Origin of the sequence: Mongoliitalea daihaiensis (genome assembly GCF_021596945.1) — a bacterium.
Lineage (GTDB): Bacteria > Bacteroidota > Bacteroidia > Cytophagales > Cyclobacteriaceae > Mongoliitalea > Mongoliitalea daihaiensis.
Genome location: NZ_CP063779.1, coordinates 4283326 through 4300867 on the forward strand (window position 1 = coordinate 4283326; position 17542 = coordinate 4300867).

Annotated in this window: 17 protein-coding genes; 11 read left to right on the forward strand and 6 right to left on the reverse strand. The window is 40.6% G+C overall.

Features of this window, described 5'->3' with window-relative positions:
• Nucleotides 1-138: 138 nt before the first annotated feature.
• The 8 genes from IPZ59_RS18130 to hemL all read left to right on the forward strand — a co-directional run bounded on the left by IPZ59_RS18130 (nt 139) and on the right by hemL (nt 7943).
• Complete coding sequence (locus IPZ59_RS18130; RefSeq protein WP_394800746.1) at nt 139-825, forward strand: SDR family NAD(P)-dependent oxidoreductase; 687 nt, start codon at nt 139-141, stop codon at nt 823-825.
• Between the two features lie 74 nt (nt 826-899).
• On the forward strand, nt 900-1163 hold the full coding sequence (locus IPZ59_RS18135; RefSeq protein ID WP_236137459.1) for a hypothetical protein: 264 nt from the start codon (nt 900-902) through the stop codon (nt 1161-1163).
• Nucleotides 1164-1181: 18 nt separating this feature from the next.
• A complete protein-coding gene (locus IPZ59_RS18140) occupies nt 1182-1625 on the forward strand; it encodes a hypothetical protein (protein WP_236137460.1) in 444 nt (147 codons plus the stop codon).
• Nucleotides 1622-2254, forward strand: coding sequence for a flavin reductase family protein (locus IPZ59_RS18145; protein ID WP_236137461.1), 633 nt, complete (start codon nt 1622-1624; stop codon nt 2252-2254). Before IPZ59_RS18140 ends, IPZ59_RS18145 begins: the two co-directional genes overlap by 4 nt.
• Nucleotides 2251-3258 (forward strand): ligase-associated DNA damage response exonuclease, encoded by a 1008-nt coding sequence (locus IPZ59_RS18150; RefSeq protein ID WP_236137462.1) that lies wholly within the window; start codon nt 2251-2253, stop codon nt 3256-3258. The genes IPZ59_RS18145 and IPZ59_RS18150 overlap by 4 nt, the downstream gene beginning before the upstream one ends.
• 71 nt (nt 3259-3329) lie before the next feature.
• The gene (gene guaA / locus IPZ59_RS18155; RefSeq protein ID WP_236137463.1) at nt 3330-4859 is read left to right on the forward strand and encodes a glutamine-hydrolyzing GMP synthase; all 1530 of its coding nucleotides are present in this window, start codon (nt 3330-3332) and stop codon (nt 4857-4859) included.
• Nucleotides 4860-4984: 125 nt separating this feature from the next.
• Nucleotides 4985-6640, forward strand: coding sequence for an ABC transporter substrate-binding protein (locus IPZ59_RS18160; protein ID WP_236137464.1), 1656 nt, complete (start codon nt 4985-4987; stop codon nt 6638-6640).
• Nucleotides 6641-6650: 10 nt separating this feature from the next.
• A complete protein-coding gene (gene hemL, locus IPZ59_RS18165; RefSeq protein WP_236137465.1) occupies nt 6651-7943 on the forward strand; it encodes a glutamate-1-semialdehyde 2,1-aminomutase in 1293 nt (430 codons plus the stop codon).
• A gap of 86 nt (nt 7944-8029) precedes the next feature.
• Here the strand turns inward: hemL and IPZ59_RS18170 are convergent, their stop codons facing one another.
• Nucleotides 8030-9073 carry a DUF3667 domain-containing protein gene (locus tag IPZ59_RS18170; RefSeq protein WP_236137466.1) on the reverse strand — a complete coding sequence of 348 codons (1044 nt, stop codon included), beginning with the start codon at nt 9071-9073 and terminating at the stop codon, nt 8030-8032.
• A gap of 135 nt (nt 9074-9208) precedes the next feature.
• Here IPZ59_RS18170 and IPZ59_RS18175 point away from each other — a divergent pair, with 135 nt between their 5' ends.
• Nucleotides 9209-9553, forward strand: coding sequence for a Spx/MgsR family RNA polymerase-binding regulatory protein (locus tag IPZ59_RS18175; protein WP_262912229.1), 345 nt, complete (start codon nt 9209-9211; stop codon nt 9551-9553).
• 329 nt (nt 9554-9882) lie between these two features.
• Here the strand turns inward: IPZ59_RS18175 and IPZ59_RS18180 are convergent, their stop codons facing one another.
• Nucleotides 9883-10830, reverse strand: coding sequence for an NAD-dependent epimerase/dehydratase family protein (locus tag IPZ59_RS18180; protein WP_236137468.1), 948 nt, complete (start codon nt 10828-10830; stop codon nt 9883-9885).
• 141 nt (nt 10831-10971) lie between these two features.
• On the opposite strand from IPZ59_RS18180, the gene kbl reads away from it, so the two are divergent.
• Both kbl and IPZ59_RS20285 read left to right on the forward strand, forming a co-directional pair.
• Nucleotides 10972-12168 (forward strand): glycine C-acetyltransferase, encoded by a 1197-nt coding sequence (gene kbl, locus IPZ59_RS18185; RefSeq protein ID WP_236137469.1) that lies wholly within the window; start codon nt 10972-10974, stop codon nt 12166-12168.
• 106 nt (nt 12169-12274) lie between these two features.
• Nucleotides 12275-12397, forward strand: coding sequence for a hypothetical protein (locus IPZ59_RS20285; protein WP_262912230.1), 123 nt, complete (start codon nt 12275-12277; stop codon nt 12395-12397).
• A gap of 13 nt (nt 12398-12410) precedes the next feature.
• On the opposite strand, the gene IPZ59_RS18190 is transcribed toward IPZ59_RS20285, so the two are convergent.
• The 4 genes from IPZ59_RS18190 to IPZ59_RS18205 all read right to left on the reverse strand — a co-directional run bounded on the left by IPZ59_RS18190 (nt 12411) and on the right by IPZ59_RS18205 (nt 17541).
• The gene (locus IPZ59_RS18190) at nt 12411-13010 is read right to left on the reverse strand and encodes a hydrolase (RefSeq protein WP_236137470.1); all 600 of its coding nucleotides are present in this window, start codon (nt 13008-13010) and stop codon (nt 12411-12413) included.
• Between the two features lie 4 nt (nt 13011-13014).
• Nucleotides 13015-15285, reverse strand: a complete 2271-nt coding sequence (locus tag IPZ59_RS18195) for an efflux RND transporter periplasmic adaptor subunit (protein WP_236137471.1) — start codon at nt 15283-15285, stop codon at nt 13015-13017.
• Nucleotides 15286-15494: 209 nt separating this feature from the next.
• Complete coding sequence (locus IPZ59_RS18200; protein WP_394800747.1) at nt 15495-17024, reverse strand: TolC family protein; 1530 nt, start codon at nt 17022-17024, stop codon at nt 15495-15497.
• A 115-nt stretch (nt 17025-17139) separates the two neighbouring features.
• The gene (locus IPZ59_RS18205) at nt 17140-17541 is read right to left on the reverse strand and encodes a four helix bundle protein (protein WP_236137473.1); all 402 of its coding nucleotides are present in this window, start codon (nt 17539-17541) and stop codon (nt 17140-17142) included.
• Nucleotide 17542 lies beyond the last annotated feature (1 nt).

A 17542-nucleotide genomic window follows, 5' to 3' on the forward strand; every position in this document is an offset into this window, starting at 1 on the left:
TCTATGCGTTTTCGGGTGAGTTGGATGAGGGGTACACTCGATTACGCACAACATTTCCTAACTAAACCAACTTAAACCGGGGCTAAAGTCCCGGTTTTTTTTAAACAATTTATTCACGATTCGAATTATACATATATGATGAATTTGGCTAACAAACAGATTGTGATCATCGGTGGAAACTCCGGAATTGGTCAACAAGTGAAAGAAATGTGCGAATTGCAAGGCGCAAAAGTTTATTCTTACAGTCGTTCCGGATCGGAAGGAGAAAAATTAGATGTGACTTCTGACTTTTCAAGTATCGAAGGTTTGCCTGAGCAAATAGACGGTTTGGTTTATTGTCCAGGCACTATCAACCTCAAGCCTTTTCATAGATTTAGTATAGCAGATTTTCAGAAAGACTTCGATATCAACCTATTGGGAGCTGTCAAGGTACTTCAAGCCTGCTTAAAAGGACTTAAAAAATCTCCATCGGCATCTGTTGTGCTTTATAGCACTGTTGCAGTAAAAACAGGGCTTGGTTTTCATGCTTCTATCTCAGCTGCTAAAGGAGCTGTTGAAGGCTTAGCTAAATCTCTCGCATCTGAATGGGCTGCCAACAAAATCCGGGTCAATGTGGTCGCGCCATCACTTACAGATACTCCACTTGCGGGGATGCTATTGGGTACGGATGATAAGAAAGAAGCATCCAATAAGAGACATCCGTTAGGGAGGTATGGTCAACCTCAAGATATTGCAAATGCCACACTCTTCCTGCTTTCTGATGGAGCAGAATGGATGACAGGTCAAGTGCTCAATGTAGATGGAGGCATGAGTTCATTGAAATAGGTATTTGAAAACAATTGGGCAAGAAATGTGTAGTAGAAAAGGGAACTTTCCCGACCGAGTAAAAGTATAAGATTATGAAGACTCCACCTGAATCATATTTGATTTTCAAGGAAGAACTGGAAAAGGCCAGGCTCGAGAAAGAGCGTCTAGAGGAAGAGTATAAGTCTAAGTTGTCTGAGATGAATATGGAATTGGTACGTTTAAAAGAACAAATCCAATCTCAGCAAGAGTTGATAAAGACTACGTTGGATTATGCTATAAGGCTTGAAGAAAATTTAGGTTCCTTCAAAGATGAAGTTACCAATAATAAATCTTTAAAAAACCGTACATTTCACTAAATCAAGATCAACCGACTCATGAATATTGCTGCCAATACCAAAGAATATCAGGGATTTGCCATCGCATTTGAGGAAAGGTACTCAAAGGTCTATGCCAATCCTGAAAAAGGTATTATCATCTGTGAATTGTTAACAGATTATATTCCAATTGAAGATTTTAAAGAGACCTTTCACAAAATTTCCAAAATTGTAGAAAGTGGCACTTACAAAAAGTTTATTTTCGATAAAAGAGCACTCAGAGCATTTCATCAACCAAGTATGGAATGGTACTTCCTTAATTGGAAAAACAAAATGCTCGAATTAGGACTCGATACCCATAGAAAAATATTACCAGAGGAAAAGTGGTTTGAGAAAATGGTCCAAATCGCAAAAGAGCAAATCCTAAAGAACAATCCTGACAACATCATCCACCTATTAGATATCAGATACTGCAATACAGTAGAAGAAGCGATTGAAATATGATGGTTCACCTTTCCAAGAAACAGCTTTTAGAAGCGGAATCTTTTTTTAGAAGAGACTTTGTTAATTCATTGGCAGGCTATAAAAGCTTAAACCTTATAGGTACAAAAAATGAAAATGGGGTGACTAACCTTTCCCCATTTTCTCAAATTTTTCATGTGGGAGCCACCCCTCCCGTTGTGGGAATTTTATTTAGACCTCACACAGTAGAAAGACATACGTTTGAAAACATTCTCAACACAGGTTATTTCACTTTAAATCACGTCACTCCTGTTTTCTATAAAGAGGCACATCAAACTGCAGCCCGCTATGAAGGGTCAGAGTTTGAGGCGACTGGCTTAGAAGAAGAATATTTAAATGGATTCTTTGCCCCCTTTGTAAAACTAAGCCCTTTGAAGGTTGCCTGTAAATTAGCAGAACGAGTCACACTGAAAATCAACGGTACAGAATTACTTCTTGCTGACATTGAAGATGTTTTTGTAGAAGAAAAAGGACTTCGAAAGGATGGGTCCTTAGATTTAAATGAGTTAGAAACAGTCACCAACACAGGACTAGATGAATACCATATAGGCCAAAGATTGGCTAGGTTAAGCTATCCTAAACCAGGGAAGCCACTTGAAGAAATTCTATGAGTTTACTAGAATTGACTCCTAAAGGTCTATACTGCCCACCCGCAGATATATTCATAGACCCTTGGCGTCCGGTGGACTATGCGGTGATTACGCATGCACATTCCGATCACTCCAGATGGGGAATGAAACACTACTTGGCTCATCAAGATTCAGCCGAAGTGATGAAACTTCGATTGGGAAGTGATATTTCATTGCAAACCATTTCTTACCAAGAACCTCTTTTCATCAATGGTGTTGAAATCTCCCTAATTCCCGCCGGCCACATTCCGGGTTCCGCACAAGTAAAAATCACGTATCAAGGAAAGACAGTTGTAGTTTCAGGGGACTATAAAATAGAAAATGACGGACTCTCCACTCCTTTTGAGCCTGTCAAATGCCACGAATTTGTTTCCGAGTGTACATTCGGAATGCCCATGTATGACTGGGAGCCTCAATCTGTTACTTTTGAAAAAATCAATCGTTGGTGGTCCCAAAATGCCGCTCAAGATAGAAACTCTGTGCTTTTCGCATATTCTTTAGGCAAAGCTCAACGCATCCTTCAGCACCTGAACTCAGATATAGGGGAAATTTTTGTTCATGGGGCAATTTGGAACACCAATGAAGCATTGATCAACAATGGTATTTCGTTAAGAAAAGTGGAGAAAGTCAGTGCTGAAATCAACAAAAGCAGATTCAAAAAAGCCATGATTCTTGCCCCACCTAGTGCTATGGGTACTCCATGGATGAAAAAATTCGGTCCCTACCGGACAGGGATTTGTTCAGGGTGGATGAGTATACGGGGTACTCGGAGAAGAAGAGCCGCAGATGCAGGGTTTGTACTATCAGACCATGCAGATTGGAAAGGGCTAATTCAGGCGATTCAAGCAACTGAAGCTGAAACTGTTTACCTCACTCATGGTTCCAAGGCTGTTTTTGCTAAATATCTACAGGAAGAGAAGGGAATACACGCAGTAGAGCTTGAAACCTTATTTGAAGGAGAAAACAGTAACTTCACAGAGGAATAAGACGCAAAATATAATTTTGAATTTTTTCTTAATTCTTTTTCCATATCCTAAATGCCTATGTACCTTTGCACATGGCAGAACAAATCCTCATTCTTGACTTCGGTTCCCAATACACACAATTGATTGCCCGCAGGGTAAGGGAACTCAATGTTTACTGTGAAATTCATCCGTATAATAAGATCCCCGAAATCACTGATCACATCAAAGGCATCATCCTTTCAGGAAGCCCTTGCTCGGTCAGGGACGAAGGTTCACCCGATCTTGATCTTGATAGTCTTCGTGGCAAATTACCAATCCTTGGTGTATGCTACGGCTCACAATTATTAGCTCAAAAATACGGCGGCGAAGTACTCCCTTCCGAAATTAGAGAGTATGGCAGAGCTAATTTGGATCACCTCGATCTTCATTATGATTTATTAAAAGAAATGACCCATGGCTCCCAAGTTTGGATGTCACATGGTGACACCATCAAAGAATTGCCCCAAGGATTTGATGTCATCGCCAGTACAGAATCAGTTAGGGTAGCAGCTTTTAAAATCCAAGGAGAAGAAACATACGGTATCCAGTTTCATCCAGAAGTAACCCATTCATTGGAAGGTAAAAATCTACTTAGAAACTTTGTCGTAGGCATTTGCGGCTGTTCGCAAGATTGGACTTCAGATACTTTTATTGACACTACAGTTGCCGAACTTAAAGCCAAAATTGGCCTTGATAAAGTAGTCATGGGCTTATCGGGAGGGGTAGATTCTTCAGTAGCTGCTACCTTGATTCACCGAGCGATTGGAGATAATTTGACCTGTGTCTTTGTAGATAATGGATTGTTAAGAAAAAATGAATACCAAGAGGTATTGGATTCTTACAAAACACTCGGATTAAACGTCATTGGAGTGGATTCCAAGCAACGCTTTTACGATGCATTAGCTGGTATAACTGAGCCAGAAGCCAAAAGAAAAGCCATTGGTAGAGTGTTCATAGAGGTCTTTGACGATGAAGCACACAAGATTGAAGGTGTAAAATGGCTGGGGCAGGGCACCATTTATCCAGATGTCATTGAATCCGTATCCGTAAAAGGCCCTTCAGCCACCATCAAATCCCATCACAATGTTGGCGGCTTGCCTGATTTTATGAAATTATCAGTCGTGGAACCACTCAACACACTCTTCAAAGATGAAGTAAGAGAAGTGGGCAGAGCACTTGAAATTCCGGAAACAATCATCGGAAGACATCCGTTCCCAGGTCCAGGATTGGCTATCCGCATCTTGGGAGACATAACAGCTGAGAAAGTTAAAACACTTCAGGAAGTAGACCATATTTTTATACAAGGGTTAAAAACACATGGCTTATATGACCAAGTATGGCAAGCTGGAGCAATCCTCCTTCCTATTCAATCCGTGGGTGTTATGGGCGATGAAAGAACCTATGAAAAAGTGGTAGCACTTCGAGCTGTTGGCTCAGTAGATGGCATGACTGCTGACTGGATTCACTTACCCTATGAGTTTTTGGGAAAAATTTCTAACGAAATCATCAATCGAGTCAAAGGTGTGAACCGTGTAGTCTACGATATCTCTTCTAAACCACCTGCAACCATCGAATGGGAATAATTTCCTGTTAATTAAGCTCAAGCCATCCTTGAAGGATGGCTTTTTTCTTTTCTTTTGGTCCAAAATAGGCTAAATTCGAAGCTCAATTTAAAGTACTGAATGATCCTTTCCTGATAGCTATGCAAATGAAAGCAATACTAGCCTTGTTCTTTTCCCTAACGCTCAGCCTTAGCCTCTTTGCTCAAGACAAACTGGCTAATTACAAACGTGGCAAAACCTTGATCAGTTATGGGAATTACGAAGAAGCAATGGATGCTCTACGTCCTTTTTTGGATGAAAAGGAATATGGGAATCTCTCTACCTATGCAACCTATCATGTTGCCTTTGCAGCCTATCAGCGTGGTCAATTTAGCCTAGCAGAAGAACTGCTGAGCAGCCTACTCAATCGTGGTATAATCGATCAAAAAGAAGAGGCCCAATACCTTTTGGCATTAACTTATTTTAAACAAGGTCAAAAATCGAGTGCTCTAAAGACAATTACTGGAATCAAAGACCCCATCCTTTTTAAGGAAGCAGAAAATGCAAGTTTTGAATTTTTAAAAGATACAGAACTGGATTTTCTTAAAGAAAATGCCACTATGGCCTCAGCGAATCAAGGGTTTAACTTGGCTTATCTGCAACAATTGCAATCCAAGCAACGGTTATCATCGGAAGAGCGAACAATACTAACGCAATTAAAAGAAAAAGTTGAAATTGAAACTAGTAGCTTCTCAACTTCAAAAAACACAAACTATTTAGATGTAGCAGTAATACTTCCATTCAACCAAAGCGGGAGCAGAGATGTAAGAGAGTTAAACTCATCTAATTTCATTTTTGAATTGTACCAAGGGTTGAATTTTGCTTCTGAGGAATTACTAAAACAACGAGTTCAACTTCGGATCAAAACCTATGATACTGAAAGAAATACAACTAAACTTCAACAAATATTAGCAGATCCCTTTGTTATCAATTCAGATATCATCGTAGGCCCAATTTATCCAGAAGAAGTGGAAATAGTAGCTATGTTTTCGGAGAGGTATAATATTCCATTTATCAATCCTCTTTCCAACGTTGATGATCGAATCAAAGACTTAGACTACGCTTACTTATTTCGACCATCAATTGAACAGCTCTCTAAAGGAATTACAGCATTTGCTAAAAATAACATCTATGGTAAAAAAATTGCTATAGGCTATTCTACTGCATCAAGGGATGAATTGTTGATAAAAGAATTAGAAAATGACCTTCGAAAAGATGGTTATTCGATTATTCGATCACAAAAAATTACTGGAAGAGAAGTGGTTTCTTTTTTTGAGGGGTTGGGTATTAGAACTGACTCCACAACACGGGCTGACTTAGTGATTTTGTTAAGTGATGACCCAAATACAGCCAATTCCGCGGTTGGATTTATGGAATCCAAAAACATCCATACACCTGTATTGGTTATGGATTCGTGGTTGTATTTCAACTTTGCAAATTATGAAATGCTCGAGAATCAAAACTTCCACTTCGTCGCAAACAACCTTCTCAAACTCAATTCCCAACCTTATGAGCGGTTTCGAGAGGACTTCCTTGGAAAAAACATGATGTATCCTTCTCTCAACGTAAGCTTGGGTTATGAATTGATGTACTTTATATATAGCACATTTGAGCAATCCCATAAGCGCGATTGGAGAGATGGACTGAATAGGAGTGGTTTCAGAGAAGGCAAAATCAGTCAAGGATTTAACTTTACCCAATCCCAAAGCAATACATTTGTTCCAGTTTACAGACTGGAAAACGGTATTTTAGAACTTAAATAATCGAATATACATGCAGATTTCAAAAAGTAAAAGCCTTTTCGAAAGGGCTAAAAACTTTATTCCAGGAGGTGTAAATTCTCCTGTTAGGGCATTTCGAGCAGTTGGTGGAGATCCTATCTTCATCCAAAAAGCCTCCGGAGCCTATATTTACGATGAAGATGATAATGCATACATCGAACTGATCAATAGTTGGGGTCCTATGATTTTGGGACATAATCACCCCTTGATCAAAGAAGCAGTCATTAAAGCCATGGAGAATGGCACCTCTTTTGGCGCTCCAACAGCTCGTGAGATTGAAATAGCAGAACTTATCATTTCTATGGTACCCTCCGTAGAGCGGGTACGCATGGTAAATTCAGGCACCGAAGCGACCATGTCGGCTATTCGAGTGGCAAGAGGTTACACCGGCAAAGATAAGATCATCAAAATGGAAGGTCATTATCACGGACATGGAGATTCCTTTCTAATTTCAGCTGGCAGTGGTGCGATCACCATGGGGAATCCCGATTCACCCGGCGTCACCAAAGGCACTGCAAAAGATACGCTATTAGCTCCCTACAATGATCTCACATCCATTGAAGCGCTCGTAGCTGCAAACAAAGGAGAGATAGCAGCAATCATTTTGGAACCGGTGCCAGGAAATATGGGGCTAGCTATTCCTAAAGAGGGCTACCTCCAGGGATTACGCGACATTTGCAACAAGGAAGGCATCGTACTGATTTTTGATGAGGTGATGACAGGATTTCGTTTAGCAAAAGGTGGTGCGCAAGAATTGTTTGGTGTAACACCAGACATGACTACTTTAGGCAAAATCATCGGTGGAGGTATGCCTGTTGGTGCTTATGGCGGTAAAAAGGAAATCATGGATTGCGTGTCTCCCGCAGGCCCTGTGTACCAAGCTGGGACATTGTCTGGTAATCCTATCGCAATGGCCGCAGGATTGGCCATGCTTAGACATCTAGATGCACACCCAGAGGTTTACACGAGACTAAATGAAATCGGAAGGAAGTTAACCCACGGGATTAAAGACTCTTTAAAAGAGCTTGGATTAAGTTATACAGTCAACCATCTCGGCAGCATGTATAGTTTATTCTTTACAACTCATGAAGTCTTTGATTTTGCTACTGCGAAGCATTCGGACACTGTACTATTTGGAAAATACTTCCAAGGAATGTTGAAGAGGGGTATTTATTTAGCCCCTTCACAGTTTGAATCTTTGTTTCTATCTACTGCATTGACAGATGAATTGATTCAAAAAATCGTCGATGCGCATCATGATACAATGAAAGAGCTAATCGCATAAAAAAGTTAATCAAAGTGGCCAAAATGCCATTATTGAACTTATTGAAAGCTACAAAGTTGAACTCTATCAATTTTGTAGCTTTTTTTTTAAAGTAATAAAAGCGTGATATAAACTTCTAAAATCAATCCTAAAAGCAGAAATAACAGATAAAATAACCCTAAAAACAAAAACTTGACTAAGGTTTTAAACCAGCCTTGCCCGTACACTTTTTTCATGGAAAAATAGGCATAAATGGAAACAAGTATAAAAGACCAACCCAATACTTGCTCCGAATATTGATCTACAACAAATCCCCAAGAAATTGCCAAACCATACAAAAAATAAGCAAAAGCATGAAGATGTAAGCCATGGATCAGATGCTCTACAAAATAAAAACCTCCTCTCACATACAATAGCTGTAGGATTAGAGCAAAAAACGGAAGTATGAAAAACATCATTACCGGAAGATTTCGAGCTACCCCATTGATAAAAAAACTGGAGTTAGCTATAAAAGCACGGATTTTGCTGATACTAAGATTATGCTGAAGATGAAATCTTGAGTTTATAAATACTTCCTCAAACTCTTCATCTGAAACCAATGGATCAATTGCCAGAAACTTCAATTCTTTCCAATCGACTCTTTGTTCATTGATGGATTCTGCCAATTGTGGCCATATCGTTTGCACTGATTCTAACGCACCTTTGTTGATCAGACTATCAAACTCAACCCTTTCAGCTTCCGAAAGATTTTCACGTATTTCAGCAAATTGTCCATTCATCGAAATCGGTGAACCCTCTCTAGAACCCATCATTGCTTGATCTAATACATCCTTTGGTATCAGTAATCCAAAAACAAAAAAGTAAAACAAAGACATCAATAAGTACAGCTTGATCGGCTGAATGAAATGCCTTCTTCTTCCCTCATTAAACGCTAGGGTCAAGGCACCGGGCTTTGTGATAAATGCCGGTACTGTGCGTATAAAAATAGTATCGAAATTGAGAAAGGTGGAAAAAAAATCTTCTAAAAACACAAATATCGGCATCCGAGAATCCTTATTTTCTTGCCCGCAAGCTGGGCAAAAGTTTTCATCCTGATGGAACTCCTCACCGCAATTCAAACAATACGGTAATTTTCTATCGTCAGCTGGCATATCAATTTTAAGTGCTTAGGGTTTTTTAATTTATCAATTTTTTGAATCAAATCAGTAATTCATCCAAAAAAAATAGCCTTCTACCCCGCTATTCATTAAGTTTGATTAAAATTAGCACTCAATCACAACTTAAATATGAAAGTTTACGGAATAAAAAATTGTAATACCATGAAAAAAACCTTCGATTTTTTGGAATCTGAAGGAATCAAATATCAGTTCATTGATTATAAAAAACAAGCTCCAACCAAAAACCTGCTAGAGAATTTTGCAGCAATCGTTGGTTTTGAAGCACTAATCAATAAAAAAGGCACCACCTACCGAAGACTCAGTGATGCTGACAAAGCTCTTTTAGAATCCCAATCCTCAGCCATTGATATCCTTTGCAAAAATAGCAGCATGATCAAACGCCCCATCGTGGATAATGGCAAAGGCAAACTTGTGTTAGGGTTTGAACCGGAGGAGATTGCAGGCTTGAGGTGAGTTGATGTACGATGTACCAAGTACGATGTACTTAGTACCAAGTCTTGGTGGAATCCGAACTTGAAAATTACAAATCGTTTTAAAATCACCCATTAGTTTGATTCAAAAATTCTCTTTTTGTGGAAAATCGTAAAATTTGCGAAGCTAATAACTAAAAGCCCTGGCAGGTTTTTAAAACCTGCCAGGGCTAACTCCGGTAGCAGAAACTCATTCCTCGATCTAAAATTATTTCAACCTTAATTTTACTTTATTTCAATTTATTTCTACCTTATTTCCCCTCTATTTCAATTTATTCCCGCGTCTTCCGCGCTTTCTGCGAGCAAGAAATCCTAGAAGGTAAATGTAGGCAGATGCTTTAAAATATCATCCGTCATCTCCTGCAAACCATACTGAGGCTTCCATCCCCAATCTTCTCTAGCCCTTGTATCGTCGACACTGTCAGGCCAGCTATCGGCAATTACCTGCCTGAAATCTGGTTCAAAGGAAATTGAAAACTCAGGATATTGTAAGCGAATACTTTCAAAGATTTCTTTGGGCGAAAAACTCATCGCAGCTAAGTTATAACTGGAACGGATTAATACCTGCTCTTTGGGAGCATGCATCAAATCCAATGTGGCTTTGATCGCATCGGGCATATACATCATCGGTAAGTAAGAATCTTCTTTCAAAAATGAAACGAAGTGTTCCCCAGCAATCGCCTTATGGTAGATATCCACTGCATAATCTGTGGTACCTCCCCCTGGCAATGACTTATAGCCAATCAAACCCGGGTACCTCAAACTTCTCACGTCCACTCCAAACTTCTGGAAGTAATATTCGCACCAGCGCTCCCCTGCTTGCTTCGAAATACCATAAACGGTGTTTGGCTCTTTCACACAATATTGAGGAGTATTGATTTTGGGTGTGTTGGGACCAAACACAGCAATAGAAGAAGGCCAATAAATCTTATCCAATTTCAGTTCCTTCGCCAACTCCAATACAAAAATCAAACTATCCATATTCAAATTCCAGGCAAAAAGTGGATTTTGCTCCCCTGTAGCTGAAAGTACAGCCGCCAAATGATAGATTTGTTTGATGTTCTGATCTATCACCAGATTCCTAAGCGCATCTTTATCCATGACATCCAGCACCCTGGACTGGCAGTAATCAAACTTTGTTAAGGCTTGTGGATTAATATCGGTGGCAATCACATTGTCACCACCATAAAGCTCTGTGAGAGCCCATGTCAATTCCGAACCGAGCTGTCCAGCAGCACCGATGATTAAGATTCTTTCCATGCTTTACGATCTTCGGGCAAACAAAGCCCTAATTTTTTGATTATATTTGGGATTGATATTCGAAACAAAAATAATGATTTAAGCACATGAATTTCATTATTTTCGAAAATAGGAGTCAAAAACCTTTACTTACCAAATATTATGTACGATACCCTCAAACCCAAATTAGAACAAGAGTTAAAAGACATTGAAGCTGCTGGCTTGTACAAAAGAGAACGTATCATCACTTCTCCCCAATCCGCAGAAATCACCATTGAAGGTGGTAAAAAGGTGCTAAACTTTTGCGCCAACAACTACTTAGGTCTTTCTTCCCATCCAAAAGTAGTGGAAGCGGCTAAAAATGCAATTGACACCCATGGATTTGGCATGTCCTCTGTACGCTTTATTTGTGGGACACAGGATATCCACAAACAACTAGAAGATAAAATTTCTGAGTTTCTAGGAACCGAAGACACCATCCTTTATGCGGCAGCATTTGATGCAAATGGAGGAGTATTTGAGCCACTTTTCGGACCTGAAGATGCTATCATCTCCGATGCCTTAAATCATGCATCTATCATTGACGGGGTACGTCTGTGCAAAGCCATGAGATTTCGTTACTTGCATAATGATATGGCTGATTTGGAAAAGCAATTGCAAGATGCAGATGCCAAAGGAGCTCAGCAAAAAATCATCGTCACCGATGGGGTTTTCTCCATGGATGGAACCATCGCCCAATTGGACAAAATCGTTGCTTTAGCAGAAAAATACAATGCTTTGGTCATGAGTGACGAGTGTCATTCTACAGGCTTTATGGGTAAAACGGGAAGAGGTGTTCACGAGCATTGCGGTGTGATGGGAAAGATGGACATTATCACGGGAACGCTAGGTAAAGCCTTGGGTGGTGCTTCCGGTGGATTTACTTCTGGCCGAAAAGAAATCATCGACTTATTACGTCAGCGTTCTAGACCTTATTTGTTTTCCAATACCTTAGCCCCTTCCATCACAGGTGCCTCCATTGCAGTATTTGATTTACTATCCGAGACAACTGAGCTTCGCGATAAACTGGAATCCAATACTCAATATTTCAGAGAAAAAATGAGCGAAGCTGGTTTTGATATCAAGCCAGGTGAGCATGCCATTGTACCAATCATGTTGTACGACGCCGTACTTTCTCAGCAGATGGCGGAGAAATTATTGGAAAAAGGTATTTATGTGATCGGCTTCTACTACCCAGTAGTACCCAAAGGACAGGCAAGAATCCGTGTTCAAATCTCCGCAGGTCATGACCAAGAGCATTTAGATCAAGCCATTGCTGCATTTATTGAAGTTGGAAGAGAGCTTGAAGTGATCAACTAATCAGTACCTATAAAAAGTCAAAAGCCCAATGAAAATTCGTTGGGCTTTTTGTTTTTTGTTTATAATCTGGATTTTTAAAATTTAAAAGTCCTTAATGTCAAAACTAATGAAAACGAAAGATCAAGAAGCTTCAAAAAGACTGCTAGACAGACTGAAAGAGGCTCCTACTACCAGTAGTAAACCCGATATTCAGCTAATAAAAAAGCATATTCAGAATAAATATGCTTAATAAAGCTTAGTGATTAGCCCCTCAATTGATGATCAATCACAAGCTGAATCAACTCCTCCACTTCTATCCCTGCTCGTTGAGAAGCATCGGCGATGTCTTCTCTGCTGACCTGAGCGGCAAAACTTTTATCTTTCAATCGCTTTTTGACACCTTTGATTTCCATTCCTTCATACCCTTGAGGACGCATCAAGGAATAGGCATGTACAAAACCCGACAACTCATCGAAGGCATACAACATTTTATCCATTTCAGAATCTGGATCTACTCCGAAATAGCGAGGGCCATGAGAAGCTATAGCTTTGATCATGCGTGGATCCTGATTTCTTGCCTCCAGTTCTTCAATGATTTTTCTGCAATGATCATCCGGCCACTGATCCCAGTCCGCATCGTGCAGTAGCCCCGATAAATGCCAAAGCTGCTGTGTATATGAATCAAAGCCTTTGGCGAGTGCAAAAGCCTTCATCAAATGCCCTACCTGCTGCATGTGAAAGAGCAATTTTTCGTTTTTCACCCAATCATGGAGTAAATTTTCTGCATCAGCAAGGGTCATCAAATTGCCTTCATTGGCAGGATTACCAAAGATTGTTCTATGGAGTGGGTGAGTTAAGGTCATTGGTTTATAAACTTTTTAAGGGTACTTCAAATGAACGATCGCTCCATGCAAAGCGAAGTTTCCCTTCATTTCCTTTGGTGGAGATCACTTCAAATGTCATTTTTTCAACCGACTCTTTCAATACCACCGATGTAATTTCCCAACGGGCCACATCCTCTTTTTCATCGTAATCATCAGCCAAATGTTGATTAAAATTTTTATTGAGAATTAAGGTCCATTTATCTGCTCGAGGAATGGTAAAAATGGCATATTTCCCAGCAGGAATACGCTTCCCTCCAATTTCCAAATCCTGATTGAAGGAAATATTCGTAGCCATGTGGGCTCCGGTTACCCACACATCGCCATAGCCTACCAATCCTCCAAAGATCTCTCTCCCCCTCACACTTGGAGCTGCATAATCCACGTGCACATGACTTTTACCAATATTCGCCATGGCGGCTGTTCGTGGACTCTTAGAAGCAGATGGCCCTGCATGGGCACTGTGATCATGCGCAGTGTGCGCAGAATGATCGTGGGTTGTTGCAGATGCTGGTACGGCTTTCTCCTCAGATGTACCACCTATTGCTGCTACTCGCTTACCAGGCTGATACGTTTCTTTAACCTCCCCGCAGGTCAACATCATATCACCAAAATACGGATTCCGGATTTCTTTTTCCCCACTCAACCAATATGCTCCTTGATCTTTGAATGCCATCGGGCAGTATTGACGGTAAATGGTATTCTCCACAATACCGAAATACTCCACCGCATCAATCAAGTTGTCCGATAAAATTTCAAATTGCTTTCTCTGTTCTTCCACGTTGCTAGTTGTGGCCATTTTATCCAAGCTGCTACGAATAGGGCCTAACAATTTACCCCAGATTTCTCCCGCTTTGCCGTCTAATAAGGATGCCTCCACTTTTGCCAAACTGGCTTTTGTTGGGTTGATTGCCTGCTGAGTGGCCTGAACATTACTAGCTACCAATCCATCTTTAATTGACAAGTAGCTCTGAGTCAGCGCAGTCAACTGTTCCTTAAACGCTTCTGGCACTTCCAACGTCTTCACTTCTGGCCGCATCATCATGCTGTAATTCCCACTCAACTGGGCCGCTGCATCGATGGCAAATACCCCATTGCTGACCACTTGCTCCCCTTCTTCGACTCCTGAAAACACCAAGTAATCATCTCCTACACGCGGTCCCAATTCGATCTCACGCATCTCAAATGCAGGAGCTTCCCGATTACCAACCTGCACATAAACCACCGAGCGAGGTCCGGTCCAAAGAATAGCTGTCTTGGGAATCATCAATCCTGATTGTGATGCCTGAGCTGCGGAAATGGTAGCAGAAACAAACATCTCTGGTTTCAATTCAAAATTTCTATTAGCAGCCTCTGCACGAATCCCAACAGTGCGGGTCTCTGGATTCAAGACCGGATCAATATAAATCACTTTACCTGCAAAAGATTTTCCAGGATAAGTAGCTACTTGAAAACTCAATTCATCTCCTTTTCTGATCGCTCCCAAATCGGACTCATAGGCATCCAACATGACCCAAACAGAACTCAAGTCTACTATTTCAAACATAACCGAGCCTCTGTTTACAAAATCCCCTACGGAAACATTTCGTACCATCACCACTCCTGCCACATCTGCATACACATCAAACTGCGTTTGGACCTGACCGGAACTTTCTATTTTGTTGATCTGCTCATCCGAGATTTTCCAAAGTCTCAATTTCTCTTTGGCCGCTTGATACAACGCTGGCTGACGCTCCTTGATTTTGGCTGTTTCCAGCAATTCCTTTTGGGCATTGACCAGCTCTGGGGAATACAAAGTTGCCAGCTTTTCCCCTCTTCTAACCTCTTGTCCGGTAAAATTGACAAACAACTGATCTACCCTACCCGCAAAGTTGGCCGTCAAGCTTTTGACGCGCTGTTCGTTTGTTTGGATTTTACCAGTCAAGGTGATTTTGCCAGTCCCTTGCCCAGATTTCACACGCATAAGTTGCACATTGGAAAGTGCCACTGCTTCTGGAGTCATTTCCAGCACAAAAGGATTATTGTTTCCCGCCCCACTGGCTACAGGAGTCAAAGCCATCCCACACAGCGGGCATTGGCCAGGACCATCTTGCCGGATCTGGGGGTGCATGGAACAGGTATAGATGGTGCCATCTTCCGCTACATGAAAGTGTTCGTGATCTGGATGATCGTCCGTCCCACGGATCAACCAACCCGCTAGACCACCGAAAAACAAGCAGCCTAGGATGATGATGAGTATATTTTTATTGTTTTTCATATTTTTTAGAGACAAGAGGCAAGATTCAAGAAATAAGACTTAAGTTTTGTTGAAAGACGATTCGTTGTTTGGGTTCATGCAAAGGTCGTTACGGGTTTCGCCACGAGCGCTACAATAATCTGGCGAGCGTTGCGAGAAAATAGCATTGGTTATTGGGATATTTATCCAATAATATCCATCAATATCCAATATCAATGAATAACCTATTTTCATACACCCACCAACGTTTCCACCCTAGCAAATTGAATTTCTCGTTCAATTTTAGTATTCAGAAGATTCAATCGGAAGTCCAATAACTCCCGCTGAATAGATAGGATTTCTTCGAAGGAACTACCTTCGGAGGCATAAGAGGTAACTGATAATTCCAAGGTTTGCTCCGTGAGTTCGATTTGCTCTTCCAAGAGACGGACTTTGCGGTCAGCATCTTTGATAGAGGCAAGAATCGTTTCAAATTCTGTTTCCAGATTTCTCTGCAAATCCTCCTTTTGACGCTCATTGGCCTCCCAATACAGTTTGGATTCAGTTTCCATCGCCTTATATTTTTTCCGATAAATCGGTAAAGATACTGTCGCCATAGGCATCACCATGTTACTACCCATTCCAGCAGGCATATAATCCATTCCTCCCATGCCACCGGGCACACCCATTTCAGCCCTTGGACTAAAGACCATATAGTTTAATCCCAAACCAACCATAGGCTTACCTTCCAATTTGGCCATCTCCCCTTGTTTTTGATAAGCTAAGCCCTCCTTTTCAAGCATTAGCAACATGGGATTCGATGCTAAGATTTGCTCCAACATTTCTACTTCCCAGCCTAAGGCTTTTTGACTTTGAAGCTGACTTTCGATGATAACGGATTCATTTTTTTCTCTCCCTACCAACTGATTGAAGCGCACTTGCAAAGGTCTCTTGTCCACTTCCAATTGCTGTAAATCCGATTCCAAAGCTTTGATCTGCACTTGTAAGCGAAGCACATCTGTGAGTTTACCCGAACCTCCTCCCGAACCCATAGTAGACATAGCCGATGATGAACCTGAAGACTGTCTCCTAGCTGAAGTGCCAGAGGCACTACCACCTTCCATACCCATGCCATCATTGGTACCACTGGCTTGACCAGCTCTGTTAGGACGTCTGACAGCAGTTGATACAGAGGATACTGCCTCAGAAGTATTTCCCCCCTGATAACGAATGATGGCCAATTGCTCCAAAGACTTTAATATCTCCAGATTAGCCCTGGTAATCCCAATCGTATTTTCTAATTGCTGCAATTGGAAGTAGGTCTCCTTCACTTGATACAACAGAACATTCCGCTCTTGCCTAAACTCCTCATATTTCGCCTCCGCCATTAATGTTGCTTCATCTTTTTGAGTCTTCAGCATTCCAAACCATGGGAACATCTGCATCAACGATACTTCCCCACGCTGATTCCCCATCAACAACTCCATCGGTCTCGTAAATACCCCAATATTCAATTGAGGATTTTCCAAAGACACCTGATTCGTTTTTTCTAATGCCGCTTGATATTGTTTAAAAGAGGATTGAAGAGCAGAATTTTGTTCCGACGCCAAAAGGAGATAGTTTTCGAGGGATTGAGCGTTTAATTGAAATAAATTGAAATAAGGTAGAAATAAAATTGAAATAATATGGAGACAGATGGTTTTCTTTAGGGAGGATAGATTAGGTTTTAATTGAAATAAATTGAAATAAGGTAGAAATAAAGGTGAAATAGGTCGCAACATCAACTTTCCTATTCCAACAGTAAAATTCACTAGTAAATGTTCGCCTTTTAGAAAGAAATTGATGATTGATTTCCTCCCAAGGCTATTTTTTAGGCCATGCAAGTTTTGGGATTTATTACTTTTCATTTTTACCTCCTTTCTTGGCTTCATAGGTTTTGGAGATGGTGTTGTTTAATTTAACTTGAAGAGGATAATGTATGGAGCAGATTTCTTCCCATTCTTCGAGGGTTACAAAACCTCTTTCATGGCCTAAATCCAACCAATGTTCTTTTCCTTCAGCTAATGAAGCTCTTGAATAGAAGTAGAACTGAACCTTTTCCAAATAATGAAATCTGCTGTATCCTTCTGCTATATTAGCTCCAACAGAGTCGATTGACTCCAACATCTGATTTCCCCAAGATTTCTTTTCATGAAAGTTCAATCTAGAATAAATCGTCCATGCAATCACCGAAAGCTTTCGAGATAATTGATAAATCTCCAATTCTTTCAAGGGTATATATTTCTTCTTATCCTCCATA